The sequence below is a fragment of the Streptomyces sp. NPDC008150 genome, assembly GCF_042956945.1.
Taxonomy (GTDB): Bacteria; Actinomycetota; Actinomycetes; order Streptomycetales; family Streptomycetaceae; genus Streptomyces.
Map to the genome: position 1 here is coordinate 129,610 of NZ_JBIBHJ010000001.1, position 25,053 is coordinate 154,662.

At 71.2% G+C, this 25,053-nt stretch carries 26 protein-coding genes, 1 tRNA gene and 1 riboswitch; of the genes, 19 read left to right on the top strand and 8 right to left on the bottom strand.

The genetic code is table 11. From position 1 onward, the window contains the following. Positions 1–165: 165 nt before the first annotated feature. Together ACFZA0_RS00510 and ACFZA0_RS00515 are read left to right on the top strand one after the other, a co-directional pair. A complete protein-coding gene (locus ACFZA0_RS00510; protein WP_391008919.1) occupies positions 166–2,505 on the top strand; it encodes an immune inhibitor A domain-containing protein in 2,340 nt (779 codons plus the stop codon). A 133-nt stretch (positions 2,506–2,638) separates the two neighbouring features. Next, positions 2,639–3,037, top strand: coding sequence for a hypothetical protein (locus ACFZA0_RS00515; protein ID WP_391008922.1), 399 nt, complete (start codon positions 2,639–2,641; stop codon positions 3,035–3,037). A gap of 142 nt (positions 3,038–3,179) precedes the next feature. Here ACFZA0_RS00515 and ACFZA0_RS00520 read toward each other — a convergent pair whose 3' ends face one another. Then, positions 3,180–3,764 (bottom strand): isochorismatase family protein, encoded by a 585-nt coding sequence (locus tag ACFZA0_RS00520; RefSeq protein ID WP_391008925.1) that lies wholly within the window; start codon positions 3,762–3,764, stop codon positions 3,180–3,182. A 79-nt stretch (positions 3,765–3,843) separates the two neighbouring features. Continuing rightward, the gene (locus ACFZA0_RS00525; RefSeq protein ID WP_391008928.1) at positions 3,844–5,190 is read right to left on the bottom strand and encodes a nicotinate phosphoribosyltransferase; all 1,347 of its coding nucleotides are present in this window, start codon (positions 5,188–5,190) and stop codon (positions 3,844–3,846) included. Between the two features lie 88 nt (positions 5,191–5,278). On the opposite strand from ACFZA0_RS00525, the gene clpS reads away from it, so the two are divergent. The 7 genes from clpS to ACFZA0_RS00560 all read left to right on the top strand — a co-directional run bounded on the left by clpS (position 5,279) and on the right by ACFZA0_RS00560 (position 10,377). After that, positions 5,279–5,596 (top strand): ATP-dependent Clp protease adapter ClpS, encoded by a 318-nt coding sequence (gene clpS / locus ACFZA0_RS00530; protein WP_391008931.1) that lies wholly within the window; start codon positions 5,279–5,281, stop codon positions 5,594–5,596. A 116-nt stretch (positions 5,597–5,712) separates the two neighbouring features. After that, a complete protein-coding gene (locus tag ACFZA0_RS00535; protein ID WP_391008934.1) occupies positions 5,713–6,315 on the top strand; it encodes a DUF2017 family protein in 603 nt (200 codons plus the stop codon). A 430-nt stretch (positions 6,316–6,745) separates the two neighbouring features. Continuing rightward, positions 6,746–8,191: an amino acid permease gene (locus tag ACFZA0_RS00540; protein WP_391008936.1), complete on the top strand. Its 1,446-nt coding sequence runs from the start codon at positions 6,746–6,748 to the stop codon at positions 8,189–8,191. Between the two features lie 174 nt (positions 8,192–8,365). After that, the gene (locus ACFZA0_RS00545; protein WP_391008939.1) at positions 8,366–8,788 is read left to right on the top strand and encodes a Mov34/MPN/PAD-1 family protein; all 423 of its coding nucleotides are present in this window, start codon (positions 8,366–8,368) and stop codon (positions 8,786–8,788) included. A gap of 133 nt (positions 8,789–8,921) precedes the next feature. After that, a complete protein-coding gene (locus tag ACFZA0_RS00550; RefSeq protein WP_309504872.1) occupies positions 8,922–9,017 on the top strand; it encodes a putative leader peptide in 96 nt (31 codons plus the stop codon). A gap of 114 nt (positions 9,018–9,131) precedes the next feature. Then, complete coding sequence (locus ACFZA0_RS00555; protein ID WP_391008943.1) at positions 9,132–9,410, top strand: MoaD/ThiS family protein; 279 nt, start codon at positions 9,132–9,134, stop codon at positions 9,408–9,410. A gap of 16 nt (positions 9,411–9,426) precedes the next feature. After that, positions 9,427–10,377, top strand: a complete 951-nt coding sequence (locus ACFZA0_RS00560; RefSeq protein WP_391008946.1) for a cysteine synthase — start codon at positions 9,427–9,429, stop codon at positions 10,375–10,377. A 120-nt stretch (positions 10,378–10,497) separates the two neighbouring features. Here the strand turns inward: ACFZA0_RS00560 and rph are convergent, their stop codons facing one another. Further along, positions 10,498–11,235, bottom strand: a complete 738-nt coding sequence (gene rph, locus ACFZA0_RS00565; RefSeq protein ID WP_391008949.1) for a ribonuclease PH — start codon at positions 11,233–11,235, stop codon at positions 10,498–10,500. Between the two features lie 81 nt (positions 11,236–11,316). Beyond that, complete coding sequence (locus ACFZA0_RS00570) at positions 11,317–11,550, bottom strand: glucose PTS transporter subunit EIIB (RefSeq protein WP_383270207.1); 234 nt, start codon at positions 11,548–11,550, stop codon at positions 11,317–11,319. Between the two features lie 200 nt (positions 11,551–11,750). Between ACFZA0_RS00570 and ACFZA0_RS00575 the strand changes: the two genes are divergently transcribed. Both ACFZA0_RS00575 and ACFZA0_RS00580 read left to right on the top strand, forming a co-directional pair. Continuing rightward, positions 11,751–13,049 (top strand): PTS transporter subunit EIIC, encoded by a 1,299-nt coding sequence (locus ACFZA0_RS00575; RefSeq protein WP_391008953.1) that lies wholly within the window; start codon positions 11,751–11,753, stop codon positions 13,047–13,049. Positions 13,050–13,252: 203 nt separating this feature from the next. After that, complete coding sequence (locus tag ACFZA0_RS00580; RefSeq protein ID WP_391008956.1) at positions 13,253–14,530, top strand: PTS transporter subunit EIIC; 1,278 nt, start codon at positions 13,253–13,255, stop codon at positions 14,528–14,530. A gap of 88 nt (positions 14,531–14,618) precedes the next feature. On the opposite strand, the gene ACFZA0_RS00585 is transcribed toward ACFZA0_RS00580, so the two are convergent. Further along, entirely contained in the window at positions 14,619–15,371 is a 753-nt protein-coding gene (locus ACFZA0_RS00585; RefSeq protein WP_391008959.1) for an MBL fold metallo-hydrolase, read from the bottom strand. 202 nt (positions 15,372–15,573) lie between these two features. Between ACFZA0_RS00585 and ACFZA0_RS00590 the strand changes: the two genes are divergently transcribed. Then, positions 15,574–16,032: a type II toxin-antitoxin system PemK/MazF family toxin gene (locus ACFZA0_RS00590; RefSeq protein WP_391008962.1), complete on the top strand. Its 459-nt coding sequence runs from the start codon at positions 15,574–15,576 to the stop codon at positions 16,030–16,032. Positions 16,033–16,094: 62 nt separating this feature from the next. Beyond that, positions 16,095–16,697 (top strand): RdgB/HAM1 family non-canonical purine NTP pyrophosphatase, encoded by a 603-nt coding sequence (gene rdgB, locus ACFZA0_RS00595; RefSeq protein ID WP_391008965.1) that lies wholly within the window; start codon positions 16,095–16,097, stop codon positions 16,695–16,697. A 78-nt stretch (positions 16,698–16,775) separates the two neighbouring features. Here rdgB and ACFZA0_RS00600 read toward each other — a convergent pair. Both ACFZA0_RS00600 and bcp read right to left on the bottom strand, forming a co-directional pair. Beyond that, a tRNA-Leu gene (locus tag ACFZA0_RS00600) sits at positions 16,776–16,859 on the bottom strand. Between the two features lie 101 nt (positions 16,860–16,960). Next, positions 16,961–17,428 (bottom strand): thioredoxin-dependent thiol peroxidase, encoded by a 468-nt coding sequence (gene bcp, locus ACFZA0_RS00605; RefSeq protein ID WP_391008968.1) that lies wholly within the window; start codon positions 17,426–17,428, stop codon positions 16,961–16,963. A 158-nt stretch (positions 17,429–17,586) separates the two neighbouring features. Between bcp and ACFZA0_RS00610 the strand changes: the two genes are divergently transcribed. From ACFZA0_RS00610 to ACFZA0_RS00620, 3 genes are all read left to right on the top strand, one after another. After that, positions 17,587–17,916 carry a DUF3618 domain-containing protein gene (locus ACFZA0_RS00610; RefSeq protein WP_391008970.1) on the top strand — a complete coding sequence of 110 codons (330 nt, stop codon included), beginning with the start codon at positions 17,587–17,589 and terminating at the stop codon, positions 17,914–17,916. 170 nt (positions 17,917–18,086) lie between these two features. Next, positions 18,087–18,389: a GroES family chaperonin gene (locus ACFZA0_RS00615; RefSeq protein WP_391011734.1), complete on the top strand. Its 303-nt coding sequence runs from the start codon at positions 18,087–18,089 to the stop codon at positions 18,387–18,389. 71 nt (positions 18,390–18,460) lie between these two features. Continuing rightward, positions 18,461–18,524: riboswitch (guanidine-III (ykkC-III) riboswitch) on the top strand. A gap of 32 nt (positions 18,525–18,556) precedes the next feature. Next, positions 18,557–18,877 carry an SMR family transporter gene (locus ACFZA0_RS00620; protein WP_391008973.1) on the top strand — a complete coding sequence of 107 codons (321 nt, stop codon included), beginning with the start codon at positions 18,557–18,559 and terminating at the stop codon, positions 18,875–18,877. A 28-nt stretch (positions 18,878–18,905) separates the two neighbouring features. On the opposite strand, the gene ACFZA0_RS00625 is transcribed toward ACFZA0_RS00620, so the two are convergent. Then, complete coding sequence (locus ACFZA0_RS00625) at positions 18,906–21,269, bottom strand: transglycosylase domain-containing protein (protein WP_391011737.1); 2,364 nt, start codon at positions 21,267–21,269, stop codon at positions 18,906–18,908. Between the two features lie 942 nt (positions 21,270–22,211). Between ACFZA0_RS00625 and ACFZA0_RS00630 the strand changes: the two genes are divergently transcribed. Genes ACFZA0_RS00630 through ACFZA0_RS00640 form a run of 3 tightly spaced genes read left to right on the top strand, consistent with a single transcriptional unit; the run spans position 22,212 to position 25,018 of the window. After that, positions 22,212–23,018, top strand: coding sequence for an ABC-2 family transporter protein (locus tag ACFZA0_RS00630; protein ID WP_391008976.1), 807 nt, complete (start codon positions 22,212–22,214; stop codon positions 23,016–23,018). Continuing rightward, positions 23,011–23,931, top strand: a complete 921-nt coding sequence (locus ACFZA0_RS00635; protein ID WP_391008979.1) for an ABC-2 family transporter protein — start codon at positions 23,011–23,013, stop codon at positions 23,929–23,931. The genes ACFZA0_RS00630 and ACFZA0_RS00635 overlap by 8 nt, the downstream gene beginning before the upstream one ends. Before the next feature lie 19 nt (positions 23,932–23,950). Continuing rightward, positions 23,951–25,018 carry an ATP-binding cassette domain-containing protein gene (locus ACFZA0_RS00640; protein WP_391008982.1) on the top strand — a complete coding sequence of 356 codons (1,068 nt, stop codon included), beginning with the start codon at positions 23,951–23,953 and terminating at the stop codon, positions 25,016–25,018. Positions 25,019–25,053 lie beyond the last annotated feature (35 nt).

The following is a 25,053-nucleotide window of genomic DNA, read 5'->3' on the forward strand; positions in this document are numbered from 1 at the left end:
CCGCTCCGCATAGTGCAGTTGACCTGTGCAAGTCAAGGTCTGTCTTTTCTCGCAAACCTCTAGTCAAATGTCGTCACTTGACTACACGCGTTGATCGGGTGCGCGCGGACTTCCCACCTGCCGGGACCGCCCTGCCGCGCGCGCGGACGCGGGGGAGGAACTCAAGTGACCAGCAGACCCTGGACATTCAGAGTCGCCACGATCGGTGTGGCGCTCGCGGCGGCTACGGCAACGTTCTCCACGTTCGCCGTTGCGGAGGCCGGAACCACGGCCAAGGCCGCCACTGTCGACCGACACGACCCGCAGTCGGACACGCAGCGCGAGCACGACCTCGACGGCCCGTTGAGCAAGACGCAGGACGCCCAGCGCCAGGAGGCCTTGAACCAGGTCATATCCGGCCGGGCCACGGCCAAGGAGAAGAACGGCTCCAAGGTCGTCGGCCTGAAGGGCAAGAACGGAAAGACCAAGTACGTCGAACTGGGCCGGGAGAAGACCGACAAGATCTTCACGATCCTCGTCGAGTTCGGCGACCAGATCGACAGCCGCTACGGCGGCACCCCGGGCCCGCTGCACAACCAGATCGCCCAGCCGGACCGCAGCAAGGACAACAGCACGGACTGGCTGGCCGACTACAACCAGGCCCACTACCAGGACCTCTACTTCGGCACCGGCAAGAACACCGAGTCGCTGAAGAAGTACTACGAGAAGCAGTCCTCGGGCCGCTACTCGGTCGACGGCGAGGTCACCGACTGGGTCAAGATCCCCTACAACGAGGCGCGTTACGGCTCCAACAGCTGTGACACCTGCGCCTGGAACGCGGTCCAGGACGGCGTCAACGCCTGGGTCGCCGACCAGGAGGCGGCAGGCGCCACCTCCGCGGAGATATCCGCGGACCTGGCCCAGTACGACCAGTGGGACCGTTACGACTACGACGGTGACGGCAACTTCAACGAGCCCGACGGCTACATCGACCACTTCCAGCTCGTGCACGCCGGCGAGGACGAGTCCGCGGGCGGCGGCGCGCAGGGCGAGGACGCGATCTGGGCCCACCGCTGGTACGCGTTCGGCACCGACGCGGGTGCCACCGGCCCCGAGCAGAACAAGCTCGGCGGCACGCAGATCGGCGACACCGGCATCTGGGTCGGCGACTACACCATCCAGCCGGAGAACGGCGGACTCGGTGTCTTCGCGCACGAGTACGGCCACGACCTCGGTCTGCCGGACGAGTACGACACCAACGGCGGCGAGAACTCCACCGGTTTCTGGACCCTGATGTCCTCCGGTTCCTGGCTCGGCACCGGCAAGGAAGCCATCGGCAACCTGCCCGGCGACATGAACGCCTGGGACAAGCTCCAGCTCGGCTGGCTCAACTACGACACGGCCGTGGCCGGCAAGAAGTCGAAGACCAAGCTGGGCGTCGCGGAGTACAACACCAAGAACCCGCAGGCGCTGGTGGTCTCGCTGCCGGACAAGGCGGTGACCACCGAGGTGGTCACCCCGGCGCAGGGCTCGACCCAGTGGTGGAGCGGCCAGGGTGACGACCTCTCCAACACCCTGACCCGGTCCGTCGACCTGACCGGCAAGACGTCCGCCAGCCTCGACCTCGACGGCTGGTACGACATCGAGTCGGGCTACGACTACCTCTACACCGAGGTGTCCACCGACGGCGGTTCGACCTGGACGGCCGTCGACGGCACCGTGGACGGCCAGCCCATCCCGCGCGACGCCAGCGACAAGCCCGCCCTGACCGGCACCATCGACGCGTACGCGAAGCTGTCGTACCCGCTCGACGCCTACGCCGGCAAGAACATCCAGCTCCGCTTCCGCTACCAGACCGACGGCGGCGTGGCGCAGAAGGGCTTCACCGCCGACGAGATCACCGTGACCGCCGACGGCGCCACCGTGTTCTCGGACGACGCGGAGGCCGCGGACGCCGCGTGGACGGCGGACGGATTCAGCCGCGTCGGCGCCTCGTTCACCAAGGACTACGCGCAGTACTACGTCGCGGAGAACCGCCAGTACGTCTCCTACGACAAGACGTTGAAGGTCGGCCCGTACAACTTCGGCTTCTCGACGACGCGTCCGGACTGGGTCGAGCACTTCCCGTACCAGAACGGCCTGTTGATCTGGAAGTGGGACACCTCGCAGCCGGACAACAACACCAGCGTGCACCCGGGAACCGGTCTGATCCTCCCGATCGACTCCCACCCGACGGCCCTGAAGTGGACCGACGGCACGCTGATGCGCAACCGCTTCCAGGCCTACGACTCGCCGTTCACCCTGGAGCGCACGGACGCCCTCACGCTCCACAAGGCGGACGTGGCGGTCAAGATCAAGTCGCAGCCCGGTGTCTCGGTCTTCAACGACCGCAAGAACACCTACTACGACCCGACGAACCCGGCCGGTGGTGTCAAGATCACTGACACCAACACCCAGATCAAGATCACGAACGAGTCGTGGGACCACTCGACCGTGAGCCTGGAGATCGGCCCGGCGAAGAAGTAACCAGCGTTTTCGCAGGTCAAGCCATGATCGGCGGCAACCCCTCTAGCGGGTTGCCGCCGATCGTGTTTAGGTGCGTCCAGTGGTTCCGTTATTGACACCGTTCCGACATCGATGCGCACGGGGGTGTGACCGAATGGCCGCAGGAGGTTTCTGCAGACTGCCGACAGGCAGCGTCGTGGTGGCCCTGAACCTGCCCAGCCCGGGGCCCGCGGGGCCCGCCGCGGGGCGGGTGCGCGTGCTCGTGCACGCCGGGAACCGGGCCCGCGCGCTGACCCGGCTGCGCAACCTCGGGTTGCGCGCGGTCTACCTGCGGGGCAACGCGGCGCCGCCGACGCCGGACGAGATCACGGCGGTCCTGCACCACCCCGACGGCCTGATCTGGCGCACCGACCCCGATCCGGGCCCCTGCCCGGCGACGGTCCCCGGGAGCCCGGCCGCCGCCGTCGCCGCACGCGGCCCGGAGCCGGCCCTGGCGCTGGAGCTGTGGCACCCGATCCGCGCCCTGCTCCGACGGCCGGCGGCCCCGGCGTGACGGACACGTCCGCCGCGTGACGGACGCGCGGGGCCGGCGGGGGCGCCCGGTGCGGAGGTGACGGAAGGGCACGGGGTGCTCGCGGTCCGTGAAGGCCGCGCCGCCCACCCGCCAGGGCCTCCGCGGCGGGACGGCAGCCCGCTCAGACGACCGCCTTGCCCGACAGCTCCACGCCCGCCGCCCGCATCTCCTCCAGGGCCCGCTCGGTGGTGCCCGCGGCCACTCCGGCCGTCAGGTCCAGCAGCACCTGCGTACGGAACCCCTCGCGCACGGCGTCGAGCGCGGTCGCCCGTACGCAGTGGTCGGTGGCGATGCCGACCACGTCGACCTCGTCGATGTCCCGGGCCCGCAGCCAGTCGCCCAGCGAGGTGCCGTTCTCGTCGGTGCCCTCGAAGCCGCTGTAGGCCGCCGCGTAGGCGCCCTTGTCGAAGACCGCGTCCACGGCGCCCGAGGCGACCGCGGGCGCGAAGTTCGGGTGGAAGCCGACGCCCTCGGTGCCGGCGACGCAGTGCGCGGGCCACGAGTGCACGTAGTCGGGGTTGTCCGCGAAGTGTCCGCCGGGGGCGATGTGGTGGTCGCGGGTGGCCACCACGTGCCGGTACCCGGCGGGCGCCTGGCCGACCAGCTCGGTGACGGCGGCGGCCACGTCGGCGCCCCCGGTCACCGCGAGGCTGCCTCCCTCACAGAAGTCGTTCTGCACGTCAACGACGATCAAGGCGCGGCGCATGGTCGGTGTCCTTCGGCTGGGGATCGGTGCCGCCCCTGCGGGGCGGCCGGCGGTCGACGGGGGCGGCGGCTGACAGGTCCTAGCTACCCGAGCGCAGGTTCACGTACTCCGTCGGGAGGACGGGCTCGCCGCGCGAGAGCTGCGTCGCCGACAGCGGCAGGTTCGCGCGGGCCGCCGCGTGCCGGTCGCGCGCCACGTCCAGCGACTCGCGGGCGACCACCTCGCCGCCCTTGACCAGCTCGACGAGGAGCTGCCGGTCCGCCAGGTCGGCGGGCACCGGCCCGGTGCCGATCACCTCGGCGACCGCGGTCCCGTCCGCGTCGAGCCGCCGCGCGGCCCACTTGCGGCCGCCGATGGACGTCTTGCCGCCGCTCGACCGCTTCGCCACCGGCACCAGCGGGGCGGCCGGGTCGGCGGACTCGGCGCGCGCGACCAGCTTGTAGACCATCGAGCACGTCGGGTGCCCGGACCCGGTCACGAGCTGGGTGCCCACCCCGTACCCGTCGACGGGCGCCGCCGCCAGCGAGGCGATCGCGTACTCGTCGAGGTCCGAGGTGACCGTGATGCGGGTGTTCACCGCGCCCATCGCGTCGAGCTGCTGGCGCACCCGGTGGGCCACGAGCAGCAGGTCCCCGGAGTCGATGCGCACCGCGCCCAGCTCGGGCCCGGCGACCTCGACGGCGGTGCGGACCGCCTCGGCGACGTCGTACGTGTCCACGAGCAGGGTCGTGCCCCGGCCCAGCGAGTCGACCTGGGCGCGGAACGCGTCGCGCTCGCTGTCGTGCACGAGGGTGAAGGCGTGGGCGCTGGTGCCGACCGTCGGGATGCCGTACCGGAAGCCGGCGGCGAGGTCCGAGGTGGTCGCGAAGCCGCCGACGTACGCGGCGCGGGCGGCGGCCACGGCGGCCAGCTCGTGGGTGCGCCGGGCGCCCATCTCGATCAGCGGCCGGTCACCGGCGGCGGACGCCATGCGGGACGCGGCGGCGGCGATCGCGGAGTCGTGGTTGAGGATCGACAGGATCACCGTCTCCAGGAGCACGCACTCCGCGAACGAGCCCTCGACGCGCAGCACCGGGGAGCCGGGGAAGTAGACCTCGCCCTCCGGGTAGCCCCAGATGTCGCCGCCGAAGCGGTAGGCGGAGAGCCACTCCAGGGTCCGCTCGTCGACGACGTTCCGCTCGCGCAGGAAGCCGATGACGTCCGCGTCGAAGCGGAAGTTCTCGACCGCGTCCAGGACGCGGCCGGTGCCGGCCAGCACCCCGTAGCGGCGGCCCTCGGGCAGCCGCCGGGTGAAGACCTCGAAGACCGAACGGCGCTCGGCGGTACCGCCGTTGAGCGCCGCCTGCAGCATCGTCAGCTCGTAGTGATCCGTGAAGAGAGCCGTCGAGGGGACATCCACCGGCAGCCCAAGGTCCGCTGTGTTCATGCGGCGGATGCTACCCCCATTTCGTCATTCTGACGAATACCGGCCGGGCGGGCCCTCGTTTGTGCGCGGAACCCCTTCGAGTGGCAGCATGGGCGGTGTGACGTCACCCGCTCCCGCAGAGATCGAACGCACCGAGCCGGCGGAGGAGACCTTCGCCGTCCCCGAGCCGGACGTCCCCTGGATCACCCTCGTCCACAACGACCCGGTGAACCTCATGAGCTACGTGACCTACGTCTTCCAGACGTACTTCGGCTACTCCAAGGACAAGGCCACCAAGCTCATGCTCGACGTCCACCAGAAGGGCCGGGCGGTCGTCTCCAGCGGCAGCCGCGAGGAGATGGAGCGCGACGTGCAGGCCATGCACGGCTACGGCCTGTGGGCGACCCTCCAGCAGGACCGCAACTAGGCCGCGCCGCGGCCCGCGTGCCCCACCCGGCCCGCACCGCGTGCCACGCACCGCACCGCCCCGCACCCCATCGCCTCCCGGCGACCGCCCAGCAGCGAAAGATCCCAGAAGATCCCATGCCCGGACATTTCGAACCGCTCCCCGGCGGCGGCGCGGCCGTCGCTCTCGACGACGTCGAGATCTCCATCATCCGGTCGCTCGCCGTCCAGCTCCTGGAGCTGATCGGTCCCGGCCCCGCCGAGGACGCCTCCGGCGACCCGCTCGCCGAACTGTTCGCCGAGGGGCCCAGCAAGCCGCCCTCCGACCCGGTGCTGCTGCGGCTGTTCCCCGACGCCTACACCGACCCCGGGGGCGCGCCGCCGTCCGCGGAGGCGGCCGAGGAACGGCGCGCGCACTCCGCCGAGTTCCGCCGCTTCACCGAGAACGACCTGCGGGCCGCCAAGCGCGAGAACGTCCTCGCCGTGATCGGCACGCTGGACGCGCTCACCGCCGACGACGGCGAGGCGCTGCTGCGGCTCACCGCGGAGCAGTCCCAGCAGTGGCTGCGCGCCCTGAACGACCTGCGTCTGGCGATCGGCACCCGCCTGGAGGTCGCCGACGAGGACGACGCCGCGCTCCTCTACCGGCTCCCGGACGAGGACCCGCGCAAGCCCATGGTGATGGCGTACCTGTGGCTGGGCGGGCTCCAGGAGACCCTGGTCGAGACGCTGATGCCGTAACCGGCCGCCCGGCCCGCTCCGCCCGTCGCGTCCCGTTCCGTCCCGATGCCCGTGTCCCGCGCGACACGGGCATCGTCGTGTCCGATCCGTGCGACCGTGTCCGGCCGTGTCCGCTCAGAGGACGCTCAAATCCGGATAACGATCACGTCACCGCCGTCGCGGCCTCTGCGGTTCCCGGCCCTTTTCGTCCGCTTCTCCCTGTGGTGCCCGCCACATGTCGCACGGGAGATCGCCGCCGGGGCCGTGATACATCTTCACGACCGCCCGGCGGACGCCACCCCTGTCCCGCCCGGCGCGCCACCGTGCCGGCCGACCGCCGGCGGGCGACAGCTCCACCGCAGCGGAAGCTCCATCACCATCCGGGGGGATCGGGACCGGTCCGCGGCCGACGAACGGCCGGGGCCGGACATGGAGAAAGGCGCACCCCCACATGACCTCGTCGCACCCCTTCAAGAGCGAAGGCACGGAGGCCGCGGGCGACGCCCCCGAAGAGGGGTACGAGCGCGGGCTCGGCAGCCGCCAGGTCCAGATGATCGCCATCGGCGGCGCCGTCGGCGTCGGCCTCTTCCTGGGAGCCGGCGCGAACATCGCCAAGGCCGGACCCAGCCTCGTCCTGATGTACGCCCTCGCGGGTCTCGTCATCTTCTTCATCATGCGGGCGCTCGGCGAACTCCTGCTCTACCGGCCGGTGTCGGGCTCCTTCGCGGAGTACTCGCGGGAGTTCCTCGGCCCGTTCTTCGGCTACTTCACCGGCTGGACGTACTGGCTGATGTGGGTGGTGACGGGCATGGCTGAACTGACCGCCGCCGCCATCTACATCGAGTACTGGTTCCCGTCCGTGCCGCAGTGGACGACCGCGCTGGTCTTCCTCGTGGTGCTGTTCGTGGCCAACCTGATCTCGGTGAAGCTGTTCGGCGAGATCGAGTTCTGGTTCTCGATGGTCAAGGTCACCGCGCTGATCGGCATGATCGTGACCGGGCTCGGCGTGCTCACCCTCGGCTTCAGCGCCGCGGGCGACACCGCCTCCGTCTCCAACCTCTGGGAGTACGGCGGCATCTTCCCCAACGGCGTCGGCTCGTCCCTGATGACCCTTCAGGGCGTGATGTTCGCCTACCTCGCCGTCGAACTGGTCGGTGTCACCGCGGGCGAGTCGCGGAACCCGGAGAAGACGCTCCCGAAGGCCATCAACACCCTGCCGTGGCGCATCGCGCTCTTCTACGTCGGCGCCCTCACCGTGATCCTCTGCGTCGTGCGGTGGACGGAGTTCGACGCGGGTGTCAGCCCCTTCGTGAAGGCGTTCGCCGTCATCGGCATCCCGGCGGGCGCGGGCATCGTCAACTTCGTGGTGCTCACCGCCGCGCTGTCGTCCTGCAACTCCGGCATGTACTCCACGGGCCGCATGCTGCGCACCCTCGCCGACAACGGCGAGGCGCCCCGCGCCTTCGGCCGGCTGTCCGCCTCCCGCACGCCCGCGCTCGGCATCACCGTCTCGGCCGCCTTCATGGCGATCGGCGTGGTCCTCAACTACCTCGTCCCGGAGAAGGCGTTCGGCTACGTCACCTCGGTCGCCACCGCCGCCGGCATCTGGACGTGGCTGATGATCCTGATCAGCCACGTCCGCTACCGCCGTGCCGTCGACGCCGGGCGGCTGCCCGCGTCGTCGTTCCCGGCACCCGGAGGCGCGGTGTGCAGCCGGCTCGCGATCGGCTTCCTGGCCCTGGTCACGTGCCTGATCGCGTACGACTCCGAGGCCCGCGTCTGCCTCTACGTGATGCTCGGCTGGACCGTCGTGCTGACGATCGGCTGGCTGGTGCTGCGGGTACGCAGCCCGGAGGTCACCGCGCGCCGCGAACCCGCCCTGGAGAAGACCGGCTGACCCCGCCCTCCGGGCCACGGACCCGGACGCCCGGCCCGCCCGCGCGCGACCTCGTCGTGCCGGCGGCCCGCCGCTCAGGGCGTCCGGCATGCGGGCCGTTCCGTACCACCCACCGGTACGGGGCGGCCCGCACCCCTCGCCGCCGCCGCGGGGTGCCTGTCTATCCTGACCGACATGCTGACCCTGACGCAGGCCCTGTACGACCGGATCGTCGCCCACGCGCGAGAGGACCACCCCGACGAGGCGTGCGGCGTCGTCGCGGGCCCGGCGGGCTCGGACCGGCCCGAGCGGTTCGTCCCGATGCTGAACGCGGCCCGCTCGCCCACCTTCTACGAGTTCGACTCCGGTGACCTGCTCAAGCTGTACCGCGAGATGGACGACCGGGACGAGGAACCGGTGATCGTCTACCACTCGCACACCGCCACCGAGGCGTACCCCTCGCGCACCGACATCTCCTACGCGAACGAGCCCGGCGCGCACTACGTCCTGGTCTCGACCGCCGACGCCGACGACGCGGGCGAGTTCCAGTTCCGTTCGTTCCGCATCGTGGACGGCGAGGTCACCGAGGAGCAGGTGACCCTCGTCGAGGCGTACTGACCGCCGCCGACCGCCCTCCCGCGCCGCGCGGGAGAGGCACCCTCCGAGGAGTCGTCCCGCAGTTCGGTCGGGATTCATCCACCATGCGAGATCACACTCCGGGACCCGGACCGGGAATCGATACGATGAACCCATGGTTTTCCACGACGTGAGCGAGAAGACGCCGGGCGCCCTGCTCGTGGCGCGGCTGCACGTCGACCTGTGCAGGCTCGCCAGCGCCATCTGTTGACGCTGCGCCCTGCCGCCCGGCCGTGAGCCGCGGCCCCCACCCGCGTCCGGCAGGACGCACCGGCGCCGCCGCGCGCCCACCGAACCTGACTTCTTCCGACAGGAGCCCCGCGCCATGGCCATCGAGGTCCGCATCCCGACCATCCTCCGCACGTACACCGACGGCGAGAAGGCGGTGAACGGCTCCGGGCAGACGCTGTCCGAGCTGTTCGCCGACCTGGAGACCCGGCACACCGGCATCGAGGCCCGCATCGTGGACGGCGGGCAGCTGCGCCGCTTCGTCAACGTGTACCTGAACGACGAGGACGTCCGCTTCCTCGACGGCATCAACACCAAGGTCGCCGACGGCGACAACGTCACCATCCTGCCGGCCGTCGCCGGCGGGATGCGCTGACCGGCCCGCCGCACCCATGCGCTACGACTCCCCGCTGGCCGCGGTGGGCAACACCCCTCTGGTGCGCCTGCCGCGGCTGTCGCCGTCCACCGACGTCCGCATCTGGGCCAAGCTGGAGGACCGCAACCCCACCGGCTCGGTCAAGGACCGTCCCGCCCTGCACATGATCGAGCAGGCGGAGAAGGACGGCCGGCTCACCCCGGGCTGCACGATCCTCGAACCGACCTCCGGCAACACGGGCATCTCCCTGGCCATGGCGGCCAAGCTCAAGGGCTACCGCATGGTCTGCGTGATGCCCGAGAACACCTCGCAGGAACGCCGGGACCTGCTCGGCATGTGGGGCGCCGAGATCGTCCCCTCGCCCGCGGCCGGGGGCTCCAACACGGCGGTCCGCGTCGCCAAGGACCTCGCCGCCGAGCACCCGGACTGGGTGATGCTCTACCAGTACGGCAACCCGGACAACGCGGGCGCCCACTACGCCACGACCGGACCCGAGATCCTCGCCGACCTGCCGTCCATCACGCACTTCGTGGCCGGCCTCGGCACCACGGGCACCCTGATGGGCGTCGGCCGGTACCTGCGCGAGCACAAGCCTGACGTCAGCATCGTGGCCGCCGAGCCGCGCTACGACGACCTGGTCTACGGGCTGCGCAACCTCGACGAGGGCTTCGTGCCCGAGCTGTACGACGCCTCCGTGCTGACCTCGCGCTTCTCGGTCGGTTCCGCGGACGCGGTCACCCGCACCCGTGAACTCCTCGCGCAGGAGGGCATCTTCGCGGGCGTCTCGACCGGCGCGGCGCTGCACGCGGCGATCGGTGTCGGCCAGAAGGCGGTCAAGGCGGGCGAGAGCGCGGACATCGCGTTCGTCGTCGCCGACGGCGGCTGGAAGTACCTCTCCACGGGCGTCTACACGGCGGCCACCACGGAAGAGGCGATCGAGACCCTGCACGGCCAACTCTGGGCGTGAGCAGGGGAGTCGGACCCAGGGGTCCGGCAATCGGCGACGGCGGCGGGGCGGTTCCGGACTTCCGGGACCGCCCCGCCGCCGCCGTGCGCCCGGGTGCTCGGCCCGGCCGCTTCCGTCCGGCTACTTCTCGATGACGCCCTCAAGTGCCGCGCGCTGGATGGCGGCCAGGTCGGTGCAGCCCGAAACGGCAAGGTCCAGCAGGGAGTTGAGCTCGTCGCGGGCGAACGGCTCGGCCTCCGCGGTGCCCTGGACCTCGACGAAGCGGCCGTCGCCGGTGCAGACCACGTTCATGTCGGTGTCCGCGCGCACGTCCTCCTCGTAGCAGAGGTCGAGCAGCGGCACCCCGCCGACGATGCCCACCGACACCGCGCTCACCGTGCCGGTCAGCGGGCGGCGCCCCGCCTTGACCGCCTTCTTGTGCTGGCCCCACGTGATCGCGTCGGCGAGTGCCACGTAGGCGCCCGTGATCGCGGCGGTCCGGGTGCCGCCGTCGGCCTGGAGGACGTCGCAGTCCAGGACGATCGTGTTCTCGCCGAGCGCCTTGTAGTCGATCACCGCGCGCAGCGAGCGGCCGATCAGCCGGCTGATCTCGTGGGTGCGGCCGCCGATGCGGCCCTTGACGGACTCACGGTCGCCGCGGGTGTTCGTGGCGCGGGGGAGCATCGAGTACTCGGCGGTGACCCAGCCCTCCCCGGTGCCCTTGCGCCAGCGCGGGACGCCCTCCGTGAAGGAGGCGGTGCAGAAGACCTTCGTGTCACCGAAGGAGACGAGGACGGAGCCCTCGGCGTGCTTGCTCCAGCCGCGTTCGATGGTGACCGGGCGGAGCTGTTCGGGCGTGCGGCCGTCGATTCGAGACATGCGCCCGAGCCTATCCGCAGACGGCGACGGGGCCCGTCCCGCGGTGGGAGGGGCCCCGTCGGCCGCATCAGGTTCCCGACGTCACATCAGGTCTTCGATGTCCGCCGCGATCGGGTCCGCGTCCGTGCCGATGACGACCTGGATGGCCGTGCCCATCTTCACCACACCGTGCGCACCGGCGGCCTTCAGGGCGGCGTCGTCGACCAGCGAGGGGTCCTTCACCTCGGTGCGCAGGCGCGTGATGCAGCCCTCGACCTCTTCGATGTTGTCGATGCCGCCGAGCCCGGCGACGATCTTCTCAGCCTTGCTGGCCATGTCGTTTCTCCCTGATCAGAACAGCTTTGTCGCAGTAACCCACAGTTGGCCCAGCTTCGCGAGCGTTCACGCCGTGCGTACCGAATGATGGCGTTCACGGCAGGCGGTCACGACGGCGGAGCCATCCGTCGACTGGTCTACACCACCTGACGGACGGTCGCCAACCCCGGTCCTGCCCGCCGGGTCCCGGAAGGACGCGCATGAGCTCCGACAGCACCGCCGGCACGGGCGGTCCCGCGCGGATCCGCTGGAACGGCCTGTTCCAGGGTCTGCAGAAGATGGGCCGCAGCCTCCAGCTCCCCATCGCCGTGCTGCCCGCCGCGGGCATCCTGAACCGGCTGGGCCAGCCGGACATCTTCGGCGACGACGGGCTGGGCTGGACGAACGTCTCCAAGGTCATGGCGGGCGCGGGCGGCGCGCTGCTCGACGGGACGCTCGGCCTGCCGCTGCTGTTCTGCGTCGGTGTCGCCATCGGCATGGCGAAGAAGTCCGACGGCTCCACCGCGCTGGCGGCCCTCGCCGGCTTCCTCGTGTACTACAACGTGCTGCGCCAGTTCCCGGAGGACTGCCCCGGGGGCTCCAAGGCGGTGACGGGGGTCGGCTGCCAGGTCACCGACGGCACGGTCACGGCGTTCACCTACCAGAACCCCGGCGTCTTCGGCGGCATCGTGATGGGCCTGCTCGCCGCGTACTTCTGGCGCCGCTACCACCGCACCCGGCTGGTCGACTGGCTCGGCTTCTTCAACGGCCGCCGCCTGGTGCCGATCGTGATGTCGTTCGTCGGCATCCTGTTCGCCGCGCTGTGCCTGTGGATCTGGCCGCCGATCGGCAGCGGTCTGGAGACCTTCAGCGACTGGCTGGTCGACCTCGGCTCGTGGGGCGCCGGCATCTTCGGCCTCGCCAACCGCGCGCTGCTGGTGATCGGCCTGCACCAGTTCCTCAACGTGCCGGTCTGGTTCCAGTTCGGCACGTTCACCAAGCCCGACGGCACCGAGGTGCACGGCGACATCAACATGTTCCTCGCGGGCGACCCGAACGCGGGCCAGTTCACCTCGGGCTTCTTCCCGATCATGATGTTCGCGCTGCCGGCCGCGGCCCTGGCCATCACCCACTGCGCGCGGCCGGGCCGCCGCAAGGAGGTCGGCGGCCTGATGCTCTCGGTGGCGCTGACGTCGTTCGTCACCGGCATCACGGAACCCCTGGAGTACTCCTTCCTGTTCGTCGCCCCGGTGCTGTACGCGATCCACGCGGTGCTCACCGGCGTCTCCATGGCGGTCACCTGGGGCCTCGGGGTGCACGACGGGTTCAGCTTCTCCGCGGGCCTGATCGATTACGTCATCAACTGGGGCCTGGCGACGAGACCCTGGGCGATCATCCCGATCGGGCTGTGCTTCGCCGTCGTCTACTACGCCGTCTTCCGGTTCGCCATCACGAAGTTCGACCTGAAGACGCCCGGCCGCGAGCCGGAGGACGAGGTGGAGGACACCACCAAGGCGTGAGCGCGGCCTGATCCCGAAGGGCCCCCGGACCACTGGTCCGGGGGCCCTTTCCGTGCGTCCGCGAGATCTCCGCGGGGGTCGTGCGACCGGCTTCGCCCTGGGCGAATCATGGGGGGAATCGGGGGTTCCTTATCCGGCCTTCACCGTGCTAAAACATGGTCTACACCACTGAGTGGTGTAGACCACCCCCCGATGGAGGAACAATGACCACCGCCACCGACACGGCGGTCCCCGCGCCGCAGCCAGAGCCGCAACAGGCGCAGAAGAAGAGGGGATCGGGCCTGTTCCAGGGCCTGCAGAAAATCGGCCGCAGCCTCCAGCTTCCGATCGCGGTCCTGCCCGCGGCGGGCATCATGGTCCGCCTGGGACAGCCGGACATATTCGGCTCGGACGGCCTGGGCTGGGACAAGGTTGCCGCCGTCTTCGGCAACGCGGGTGGCGCGCTGACCGGCTCCCTGCCGATCCTGTTCTGCATAGGCGTGGCGATCGGCTTCGCCAAGAAGTCCGACGGCTCGACCGCCCTCGCGGCCGTGGTCGGCTTCCTCGTCTACAGCAAGGTCCTCCAGGCCTTTCCGGTCACCGAGGCGGTGATCAACAAGGGTGCGGACACCGCCGCGACCTACAACGACCCCGGTGTCCTCGGGGGCATCATCATGGGTCTGCTCACCGCCGTGCTGTGGCAGCGTTTCCACCGCACGCGCCTGGTGGACTGGCTCGGCTTCTTCAACGGCCGCCGCCTGGTGCCGATCATCATGGCGTTCGTCGGCGTGGTCATGGGTGTCTTCTTCGGCCTGATCTGGGAGCCCATCGGCAACGGCATCGCCAACTTCGGCGAGTGGCTGACCGGTCTCGGCTGGCTGGGTGGCGCCCTCTTCGGAGCGGTGAACCGGGCGCTGCTCCCCATCGGCATGCACCAGTTCGTCAACACCGTGGCCTGGTTCCAGATCGGCGACTACAAGGACGCCGCCGGCGTGGTGTGGCAGGGCGACATCAACCGGTTCCTGCACGGCGACCCCTCCGCCGGTCTCTTCCAGTCGGGCTTCTACCCGATCATGATGTTCGGCCTCCCCGCCGCCGCGCTTGCCATGGCGCACACGGCTCGCCCCGAGCGCCGCAAGGCTGTCCTCGGCATGATGATGTCCCTTGCGCTGACCTCGTTCGTCACCGGTGTGACCGAGCCCATCGAGTTCTCGTTCCTGTTCATCGCGCCCCTGCTGTACGTGCTGCACGCGGTGCTCACCGCTGTGTCGATGGCCGTGACGTGGGGTCTGGGCGTACACGACGGGTTCAACTTCTCCGCCGGAGCCATCGACTACGCGCTCAACTGGCATCTGGCCACCAAGCCATGGCTGATCATCCCGATCGGCCTGGTCTTCGGCGCCATCTATTACGTGACCTTCCGGTTCGCGATCATCAAGTTCGACCTCAAGACTCCGGGCCGTGAACCGGAGGAAGAGGTCGAGGACCTCACCAAGGCATAACCCCGGCACGGCACTTGGCACAGACGGAGGCCCCCGGAGCGAATCGCTCCGGGGGCCTCCGCGCGCGTCGGCGCAACTCCCGTACCGCTCAGACCCGGTACGACTTCGCCGGCACCGCCAGCTCCACCGGACCCCCGAACACCGCCCGCGCGTCACGGGCGTTGACCTCCGGGTCGGTCCACGGCGGGATGTGCGTCAGCACCATGCGCCGGGCCCGCGCGCGGGTGGCGATCGTGCCCGCCTCGCGGCCGTTGAGGTGCAGGTCCGGGATGTCCTCCTTGCCGTGCGTGAACGCGGCCTCGCAGAGGAACAGGTCGGTGTCCATGGCGAGTTCGACCAGCGAGTCGGTGACGCCCGTGTCCCCGGAGTACGTGAGCGAACGCCCGCCGTGCTCGACGCGGATGCCGTACGTCTCGACCGGGTGCGCGACACGGTCGGTGTGCACGGTGAACGGGCCGATGTCGAACGTGGACGGCTTGACCGTGTGGAAGTCGAAGACCTCGCTCATGGAGGAGGCGGTGGGGGTGTCGGCGTAGGCCGTGGTCAGCCGCTGCTCGGTGCCCTCCGGGCCGTAGACCGGGATCGGGTCGCACCGGCCGCCGTCGAAGCGGTAGTAACGCGCGACGAAGTAGGCGCACATGTCGATGCAGTGGTCGGCGTGCAGGTGGCTGAGGAAGATGGCGTCGAGGTCGTAGAGACCGCAGTGGCGCTGCAACTCGCCGAGGGCGCCGTTGCCCATGTCGAGGAGCAGCCGGAAGCCGTCGGCCTCTACGAGGTAGCTCGAGCAGGCCGATTCCGCGGACGGGAACGACCCCGAGCAGCCGACGACGGTGAGCTTCATGGAGCAGAAACCTCCGCTGGCGGAGAAGGAGACGGGGGTCGTGCGGTCCGTCGAGCGTAAGGCGCGAAACGGCGGGTCGCTCCCCGGCCAGGGGCCGTTGTGGGCGAACTCACCTGTGGTGTCACCGGTTCGGCTGGACCGGGGGCGGACAGTCGCGAGAGGGGGCGCGCGACCCTTCTCGCGCGCCGGTAGGGTCGTCGCCATGGACACGTCCTGGTGGCTGGCGCTCGCGGCCGTGATGCTCCTCGCCCTGATCGCCACGCTCGTCGACGGCTGGGGGCGGGGCCGCCGTCCGGCCCGCCCGCGCACCCGGCCGCCGGGCCACCCCGAGCCGCGCGGCGCCCGCACCCGGCGTCCCCGGGCCGCCGAGATCTGGTGGGCCAACGTCCCCTTCGAGGACGGCCCCGGTGCCAAGGACCGGCCCTGTCTGGTGCTGTCGGTGAAGGGCCGCCGGGCCACCGTCGCGAAGATCACCAGCAAGTACCACGACGAACGTCCGGGCGTCATCGCGCTCCCGGCCGGCAGCGTCGGCGACGCCCAGGGCCGCCCCAGCTACCTGGAGACCGACGAGCTGCGCAGCGTCCTGCTGTCCGACTTCCGCCGCCGCGTCGGCGAGGTGGACCCGGAGCTGTGGGAACGGGTCCGCCACCTCGTGGCCTGACGGGCGCCGGGGCCGGCGGCCCACGCGGCCGGCCGCCCGGCCGCCCCTGGATACTGGACGGCATGAGCCGTCTCATCCTCGCCACCCGCAACGCCGGGAAGATCACCGAACTCCGGGCCATCCTCGCCGACGCCGGTCTGCCCCACGAACTGGTCGGCGCCGACGCCTACCCCGAGATCCCCGACGTCAAGGAGACCGGCGTCACCTTCGCCGAGAACGCGCTCCTCAAGGCCCACGCCCTCGCACGGGCCACCGGTCTGCCCGCGGTCGCGGACGACTCCGGCCTCTGCGTCGACGTCCTCAACGGCGCCCCCGGCATCTTCTCCGCCCGCTGGGCGGGACGGCACGGCGACGACGCCGCCAACCTGGACCTGCTGCTCGCCCAGATCGGCGACATCGGCGAGGAGCACCGCGCCGCCCACTTCGCCTGTGCGGCCGCGCTCGCCCTGCCCGACGGCACCGAGCGCGTGGTCGAGGGCCAACTGCGCGGCACCCTGCGGTACACGCCGGCCGGCACGAACGGCTTCGGCTACGACCCGGTGCTCCAGCCCGAGGGCGAGACGCGCACCTGTGCCGAGCTGAGCCCGGCCGAGAAGAACGCGATCAGCCACCGCGGCAAGGCGTTCCGCGCGCTGGTCCCGGTGGTCCGCGAACTGCTGGGCTGAGAGCGGGCGGGCCGGTGGCGCCGCCCGGAACGGAAAACGGCCTGCGCGTCCCGTCGGGGACTTCGCAGGCCGTCCGTGTGCGGCGGAAGGGATTCGAACCCTCAAGCCCGATCAGGGGCCACAGATCCTAAGTCTGCTGCGTCGCCGTTGCGCCACCGCCGCCGGCGGCAACATCGTACCGGCAGGGCCCCCGCGTCCTCCTCCGCGTTTCCGGGCGCCCGGGGTTCCGGGGTGCCGAGGTCCCGGGACCCCGGCAGGTCGGATCAGATCCCCAGGTCCCGGATGAGCTTCGCCACGTGGCCCGTCGCGCGGACGTTGTAGAAGGCGTGCTCGATCTTCCCGTCCTCGTCGACCACGAACGTCGAGCGGATGGTGCCCATCACGGTCTTCCCGTAGTTCTTCTTCTCGCCGAAGGCCGCGTACGCCTCCAGCACCTTCTTCTCCGGGTCGGCCAACAGGGTGACCTTCAGGGACTCCTGGTCGCGGAACTTCGCCAGCTTCTCCGGCTTGTCCGGCGAGATGCCGAGGACGTCGTAGCCGGCGCCCGCCAGCAGGTCCAGGTTGTCGGTGAAGTCGCAGGCCTGCTTGGTGCATCCGGCGGTCAGAGCGGCCGGGTAGAAGTACACGACGACCTTGCGGCCCTTGTGGTCGGCGAGCGACACCTCCTTGCCGTCGGCGTCGGGCAGGGTGAAGGCGGGGGCCACGTCCCCGGGCTGAAGTCGCTCGGTCATCGCTCGGTTCTCCTCGTTACGGCATGACGGCACGGATGGGTTGCCGCGTCCGAGCGTAACGGGGGTAGGGGACCATATCGGGGGTCCTGACAATGCGGTCCCCGGCAGAACTGACAGACTGTCCGCAACAGGCATCACCAGACTTCGGAGGCCGTACGGTGGCGGAAACGTCGGACACGAGAACCCCGGCGCAGATCGAGGCGGACATCAAGAGCCGCCGCGACGTGCTGGCCGAGACGCTCGACGAGATCGGGGTGCGCGTGCACCCCAAGACCGTCGTCGGCGACGCGAAGGCCAAGGTCGTCTCCAGCATCGACCACACCCTCGGACGTGCCTACGTCGGGGTCAACCGGGTCGTGGGCGACGTCAAGGGCAAGTTCACCGACGAACAGGGGGCACCGCGTCTCGAACGCATCGTGCCGGTGGCCCTGGTCACCGTCGGGCTGGTCGGACTGCTGGTCGTCGGCTCGCGGCGCCGCCGGCGCTGAGCGGAGCCGGGCCCGGCACCCGGTCGCGGTACGGAGAGGGCGCCCCCGTGGCGCCCTTTTCCGCGCGGTGCCACCCGGCCGCCGCCGTGCGCGCCGGGGGCAGGTAGGTTCGGGGCGTGAGCGCCAACAGCAATGAGCCCAGCACCTCCCACGACAAGCTGCCCATCCGGATGCTGCACGACCGGGTGCTCGTACGGCAGGACGCCGGCGAGGGCGAGCGCCGCTCCGGCGGCGGCATCCTGATCCCCGCGACGGCGGCGGTCGGACGGCGGCTGGCCTGGGCCGAGGTCGTGGCCGTCGGCCAGAACGTCCGCACGGTGGGACCCGGCGACCGCGTCCTGTACGACCCGGAGGACCTGGCCGAGGTCGAGGTGCGCGGCATCGCGTACGTCCTCATGCGCGAGCGCGACCTGCACGCCGTGGCCGCCGACCGCTTCGAGGGCTCCGAGGACTCCACGGGTCTGTACCTCTGACGCCGGGACGGCCGCGCGCGAGGACGACGAAGGGGCCGGTGACGCACGTCACCGGCCCCTTCCGCGTCCTTTGCTAGCGTGGACGGCACGCCCGACGAGACGCGCCGTACCGGGACCAGGCAAAGACGACGCACCCCCTGTGAGTCCGTCTTCCGGAGGTGCCCGTCATGGCCTGGATCCTGCTCGTCGTCGCCGGTCTGCTCGAAATCGGCTGGTCCGTCGGCATGACCTACACGGACGGTTTCACCCGTCCCCTTCCCAGTGTCCTCACCGGTGCCGGCGTCGTCGCCAGCACGGTGCTCCTGTCGTACGTCGTGAAGTCCGTGCCCGTGGGCACCGCGTACGGCGTGTGGGTCGGGATCGGCGCGGTCGGCGCCGCCGTCTACGGCATGGTCGTCCAGGGCGAGCCGGCGAGCGCCGCGCGGATCTTCTTCGTGTGCCTGCTGCTGGTCGCCGTGGTGGGCCTGGAGCAGACCTCCGGTCACTGACCGGAGGTCCGCCCGCCCGCCGCCGGGATCACTCCCGCCGGTAGGCCACGCCCAACGGGCCCCCGCCACCGGTGAGGCCGCCGTTGTCGCCGCCCCCGCCGTTGTCGCCGCCCGTGGTGGTCCCGCCGTCGCCGGTGTCGCCGCCGGTGGTGTCGCCGGTGGTCCCGCCGGTCGTGTCGCCACCGGTGGTGGTCCCGCCGTCGGTCGTGGTGGCGCCGCCCGTGGTGTCGCCGGTGGTCCCGCCCGTCGTGTCGCCACCGGTGGTGGTCCCGCCGTCGGTGGTGGTGGCGCCGCCGGTGGTCCCGGTGGTGTCACCGCCCGTGGTGTCGCCGCCGCCGGTGGTGGTGCCGCCGTCGGTGGTCGTCCCGCCCGTCGTGCCGGAGGTGGCCGACGGCTCGGTGCTCGGCGCCTGCGTCTCGTTGGCACCCGGCTGGAGCTTCAGGCTGAAGCTGCTCGCCGGGGTGCCCTCCAGGGCGTCCTTCGTGTACTGCGCCCAGATCTGCGCGGGCGCCCCGCCGCCGTTGATGCGGGCCAGTCCCATCGCCCCGTACAGCGACTTGTGCGCCGCGGTGACCGGGTCCTGCCCCATCACCGAGACGACGGTGGCGAGGTCGGGGGTGTAGCCCGCGATCCACGCGGCCGTGTCCTCCTCGGCCGTGCCGGTCTTGCCGGCCGCCGGCCTGCCCGCGGCCTTGACCGCGGTGGCGGTGCCGCTGTTCACGACGCTCTGGAGGATGTTCGTCGTGGTGTCGGCGGCCTGACGGCTCACCGCCTGCTCGGTCTTCGACGCGGGCAGCCTGATCTCCTTGGTGCCGCCCCGCGTGATCTTCTCGACCATGGTGTAGGTGGTGCGCTTGCCGTGGTTGGCGAGGGTCGCGTACGCCTCCGCCATGTCCAGCGGGCTCGCGGTCGCCGTGCCCAGCGCGATCGACGGGTACGGCTGAAGGTCCGGGGTGTTCGCCGGCAGACCCAGGTCGATCGCGGTCTGCTTCACCTGGGCCGGGCCGACGTCCACGGCCATCTGCGCGTACACCGAGTTGACCGACTTGTCGGTGGCGGTCCGCACGGTGATGTCGCCGTAGGAGACGCCGTCCTCGTTCTCGGGCGCGTAGGCGCCCCCGCTCCAGCCCTGCACCGGGCGCTTGTTGGTGCCGCTGTACATGGTGTTCGGGGTGATCGTCTGACCGCTCTGCGTCTTCGAGCCGTTCTGCACGGCCGACGCGAACACGAACGGCTTGAACGTGGAGCCGACCTGGAAGTCGCGCCGGGTCGCACCGTTCGTGTACTGCTTCACGTAGTCGATGCCGCCGTACATCGCGACGATCTTCCCGGTCCTCGGATCGACCGAGGCCCCGCCCGCGCGCACGTAGTTGTCGACCTTGCGGCTCTTCTTGTCGAGCTTGGACATCACCTGGTCGTCGACGGCCTTCACGAAGGCGTCCTGCTTCGACTTCTCCAGGGTGGTGGTGATGCGGTACCCGCCCGCGTCGAGCGCGTCCGCGTCGATGATCTTGTTCTGGGTCAGGTAGTCCTTGATCGCGGTCACGATGTAACCGCGCTGCCCGGACATGCCCGTCGACGCGTTGGCCTCCTTCGGCATCGGGAACTTCATGCCGGCGCGCGCGGACTCGGTGATCCAGCCCTTGGTCACCATGCCGTCGAGCACGTAGTTCCAACGCGCCTCGGCGGCCTTCTTGTTCTCCGGGTGCGCGACGACGTCGTACTCGCTGGGCGCGTTCAGCAGCGCCGCCAGGTACGCGGCGCGGGCCGGGTCGAGCTGGTCGGCGTCCACCCGGTAGTACGCCTGCGCGGCGGCCTGGATGCCGTACGCGTTGCGCCCGAAGTAGCTGGTGTTGAGGTAGCCCTCCAGGATCTGGTCCTTGCTCTCCTCGCGGTCCAGCTTGATCGAGATGAAGAACTCCTTCACCTTGCGGGTGACGGTCTGCTCCTGGCCCAGGTAGTAGTTCTTCACGTACTGCTGCGTGATCGTCGAACCGGACTGCTTGCCCTTGCCGGTGGCCGTGTTCCACGCGGCGCGGATCATGGCCTTCGGGTCGATCGCCGACTCGGAGTAGAAGTCCCGGTCCTCGGCGGCGAGCACGGCGTGCTGACCGGCCTTGGAGACCTGCGACAGCGTGACGTTCTCGCGGTCGATCTCGCCGTCGCGGGCGAGCTGCGTGCCGTCCGCGTACAGGTACACGTTGGACTGCTTCGTCGCGAGGGCGTTCGCCGGCGGGATGTTGACCATCGAGTAGCCGAGGAGGAAGCCGCCGACGATCGCGGCCACGAGGAGCACGAAACCGCCGAGCACCCAGCGCCAGGACGGCACGAAGCGACGCCAGCCGGTGCGCTTGGGGCGCCGCTTGCGCTTCTTCCAGCCGCCGGGGGGCACGTCCTCGCCGTCACCGTTGGGGCCGTTGGGGCCGCCCGGGCCGCCGGGGCCGTCGGGGCCGTCACCGCCGGTGCCGCCCGGTCCGCCGCCGGTGCCGCCGGAGGCGAGGCCCGCCGAGCCGGCGGCCGGGGCCGCGGCGCCCGGCCCCGCCGGGGCGGCCCCGGCGGCCCCGGCACCGGCACCGGCGGCGGCCCCGGCACCGGCGGCACCCGCGGCGGCCGGGGTGACCGCCTTCAACTGGCGCGTGTCCGAGTCGGAACGCCCGGCCGCCGGACCGGAGACGGCCTTGAGCTGCCGGGTGTCCGAGTCCGCGGCGGGGGCCTTCGCCGGAGCGCCCTTCGCCGGGGCGCCCTTCGCCGGGGGCGTCCTGGCCGGGGAGGCGCCGGCCGCGGGGGCGGACCCGGGACGGGCCTCGCCGTCGTCCGTGGCCTCGTCGCCCCCGTCCTCGCCCCGGTCCCCGGCTGCCGCCCCGCCCCTGCCCGTGTCCTCGGTCTTCTCCTCTGACTCGGCGGCCGGTGCCGCTGCGGCGCCCGGCTTCGCGGGCGCCTCGCGCGGGCCGTCGCCGCCCGAACCCCCCTTCGGGGTAACGGAGTCGGTTCCGGCGGCGCCGTCCCCCGCCTCCGCGCGGGCGGTGTCGTCCTTCTCCGGCGTCTGCGGCGGGGCGGCCTCCGCGGCCGCCTCCGGTTCACCGGGTGCCGAGCCCTCGTTCGGTTTCTTCGGCTGCGGCTCGTCGCTCATGTCGTGCACGGACTCCTGTTTCGCGTCGTACGTTGGGTACGCCCTCGTACGCCTTCTGCGTCCCTCTTGAAGACTCTCGCACCCCGCGTTCCGTTCCCGCTCAGCGGCACGCATCTCCCGCGGATCTCGCCCGGAAAACGCGTGGCACGCCGCGGGTCCCGCCAACTAGGCTCCTGCGCTTCGGTGCCGGGCGGCGGGAGGACTGTGGCTGTGGGCTCGGTGCGCTTGTACGCGGCCGTCGCGGTGGGCGGTTTCCGACGCTACGCCACCTATCGGGTGGCGACGGCGGCAGGGGTGTTCACCAACACCGTCTTCGGGGTGATTCTGGTGTCCGTCTATCTCGCGCTGTGGGACGTCAAGCCCCATCTCGGCGGCTACGGACCGGCGCAGGCCGTCACGTACGTGTGGCTGGGCCAGGCGCTGCTGACGCCGCTGGCCACCGGGGGCGGCGGCTTCGAGGACGAGTTCATGGAGCGCATCCGCAACGGCGACGTCGCCGTCGACCTGTACCGCCCGGCCGATCTCCAACTGTGGTGGCTCGCGACCGACTTGGGGCGTGCCCTCTTCCAACTGCTGGGGCGGGGCGTGGTCCCGTTCGCCTTCGGGGCGCTGTTCTTCCGATTGGCGCTGCCCACCGACGTGTTGACGTGGGCGGGTTTCCTGCTCACCGTACTGCTCGCGATACTGGTCGGTTTCGCGATCCGCTACCTCGTCGCGCTGGCCGCGTTCTGGATGCTCGACGGCACCGGTGCCCTCCAGGTCGCCCGGTTCACGGGGATGTTCTGGTCCGGCATGCTCCTGCCGCTCAACGTCTTCCCGGGCCCCCTCGGCGAGGTGGCGCGGGTGCTGCCCTGGGCGGCCCTGCTCCAGGCGCCGGCGGACGTGCTGGTGGGGCATGTCCCGGTCGCCGGGACGGTCGCCTTCCAGGCGGCGTGGGCCGCCGTGCTGCTGGCGCTGGGCCGCGCGGTCCAGTCCGCGGCGACGCGCCGGGTGGTGGTCCAGGGTGGCTGACACCTTCGGCACGGGGCTGCCCGCCGGTGAACTCCCGGCCGGGCGCGACCCGTTCGACGGCACCGCGGGCTTCCGCCACGAGCCGCCGGACGACGCCGGGCGCGGCCGGGCCGGCGAGGCGCTGCGCGCGTACCTGCTGATCGCGGGCATGTGGGTCCGCTCCACGATGGCGTACCCCGCGTCCTTCGCGCTGACCGTGCTCGTCAACTTCGCCTCCACGACACTGGACTTCGTCGCGATCCTGCTGATGTTCTCCCGCGTCGGCGTGCTCGGCGGGTACACGCTCGCGGAGATCGCCCTGCTGTACGGGCTGTCCGGCGTCGCCTTCGGCTTCGCCGACCTGCTCGTCGGGTCCGCCGAGCGGCTGGGGCGGCGGGTGCGGGACGGCACCCTGGACACCCTGCTGGTGCGTCCGGTGCCGGTGCTCGCGCAGATCGCCGCCGACCGGTTCGCGCTGCGGCGCCTGGGCCGTGTCGTGCAGAGCGGCCTGGTGCTCGGCTGGTCGCTGGCCGCGCTGGACGTGCACTGGACGCCGCTGAAGGTCCTGCTGCTGCCGGTGGCGGTGGTGAGCGGCGCCGGGATCTTCTGCGCCGTGTTCCTGGCGGGCGCGGCCTTCCAGTTCGTCGCCCAGGACGCGGCGGAGGTGCAGAACGCGTTCACGTACGGCGGCACGACGCTGCTCCAGTACCCGCCGACGGTGTTCGCGGCGGAGGTGGTGCGGGGCGTCACGTACGTACTGCCCCTCGCCTTCGTCAACTGGCTGCCCGCGCTGTACGTGCTCGGGCGCCCGTACCCGCTGCCCGTGCCGGTCTGGGCGGCGTTCTGCTCGCCGGCGGTCGCGGTGGTCTGCTGCGCGGCGGCCGGCCTGGCCTGGCGGGTGGGCCTGCGGTCGTACCGAAGTACCGGAAGCTGACCAGGAGTTGGAGGCAGGGATGACCGCGACGGGCGAGACCGGGGCGTCGGAGGGGGAGACCGCGCCGCGGGAGGCGGGCGCCGCCGCCCGGCGGCCCGGGGGCGGAGGGTTCATCGAACTCGACGGTGTCGAGAAGGTCTTCGACGTGCGCAGGCGGACCGGGTTCATGCGCCGTGAGCGGCGCGAGGTGCGGGCGGTCGACGTGCTGTCGTTCTCCGTGGCGCGCGGCGAGATGGTCGGCTACATCGGGCCCAACGGCGCCGGGAAGTCCACCACGATCAAGATGCTGACGGGCATCCTCACCCCGAGCGCCGGCCGGCTGCGCGTCGCGGGCATCGACCCCGCTCGGGAACGCACCCGGCTCGCACGGCGGATCGGTGTCGTCTTCGGGCAGCGCACCACCCTGTGGTGGGACCTGCCGCTGATCGACTCCTACCGGCTGATGCGCCGCATGTACCGCATCGAGGAGACCCGTTACGCGCACAACCTCGACCGTCTCGTCGAACTCCTCGACCTGGGCGCCCTGTTGGACGTTCCCGTGCGCCAGCTCTCGCTCGGCCAGCGGATGCGCGGCGACATCGCCGCGGCGCTGCTGCACGATCCCGAGGTGCTCTACCTCGACGAGCCGACCATCGGTCTCGACGTCGTGTCCAAGGCGAAGGTGCGGGAGTTCCTGCGGGACGTCAACGCCGAGCGCGGCACCACCGTCCTGCTGACCACCCACGACCTCCAGGACATCGAGCAGTTGTGCTCGCGGGTGATGGTCATCGACCACGGCCGCCTGGTCTACGACGGCACGCTCACCGGCCTGCACGAGGCGGGTGGCAGCGAGCGCGTCCTCGTCGTCGACCTGGAGCGCGAACTGCCGCCCATCGACGTGCCGTTCGCCCGCGTCGACCGGGTGGACGGGCCCCGCCAGTGGCTGGCGTTCCCGGCCGGCATGTCGGCCGCCGGGCTCGTCGCGCGGATCGCGGCGGACTTCCCGCTGGCCGACCTGTCGGTGCGGGAACCGGACATCGAGGCCGTCATCGCCCGCATGTACGCGGGCCGGGCGCAGGACGCGGAGGCCCCGCCGTCCCTCTCGTAGCCGCCCGTGCGCGGAACTCGTAGGCTGGCCTTCAT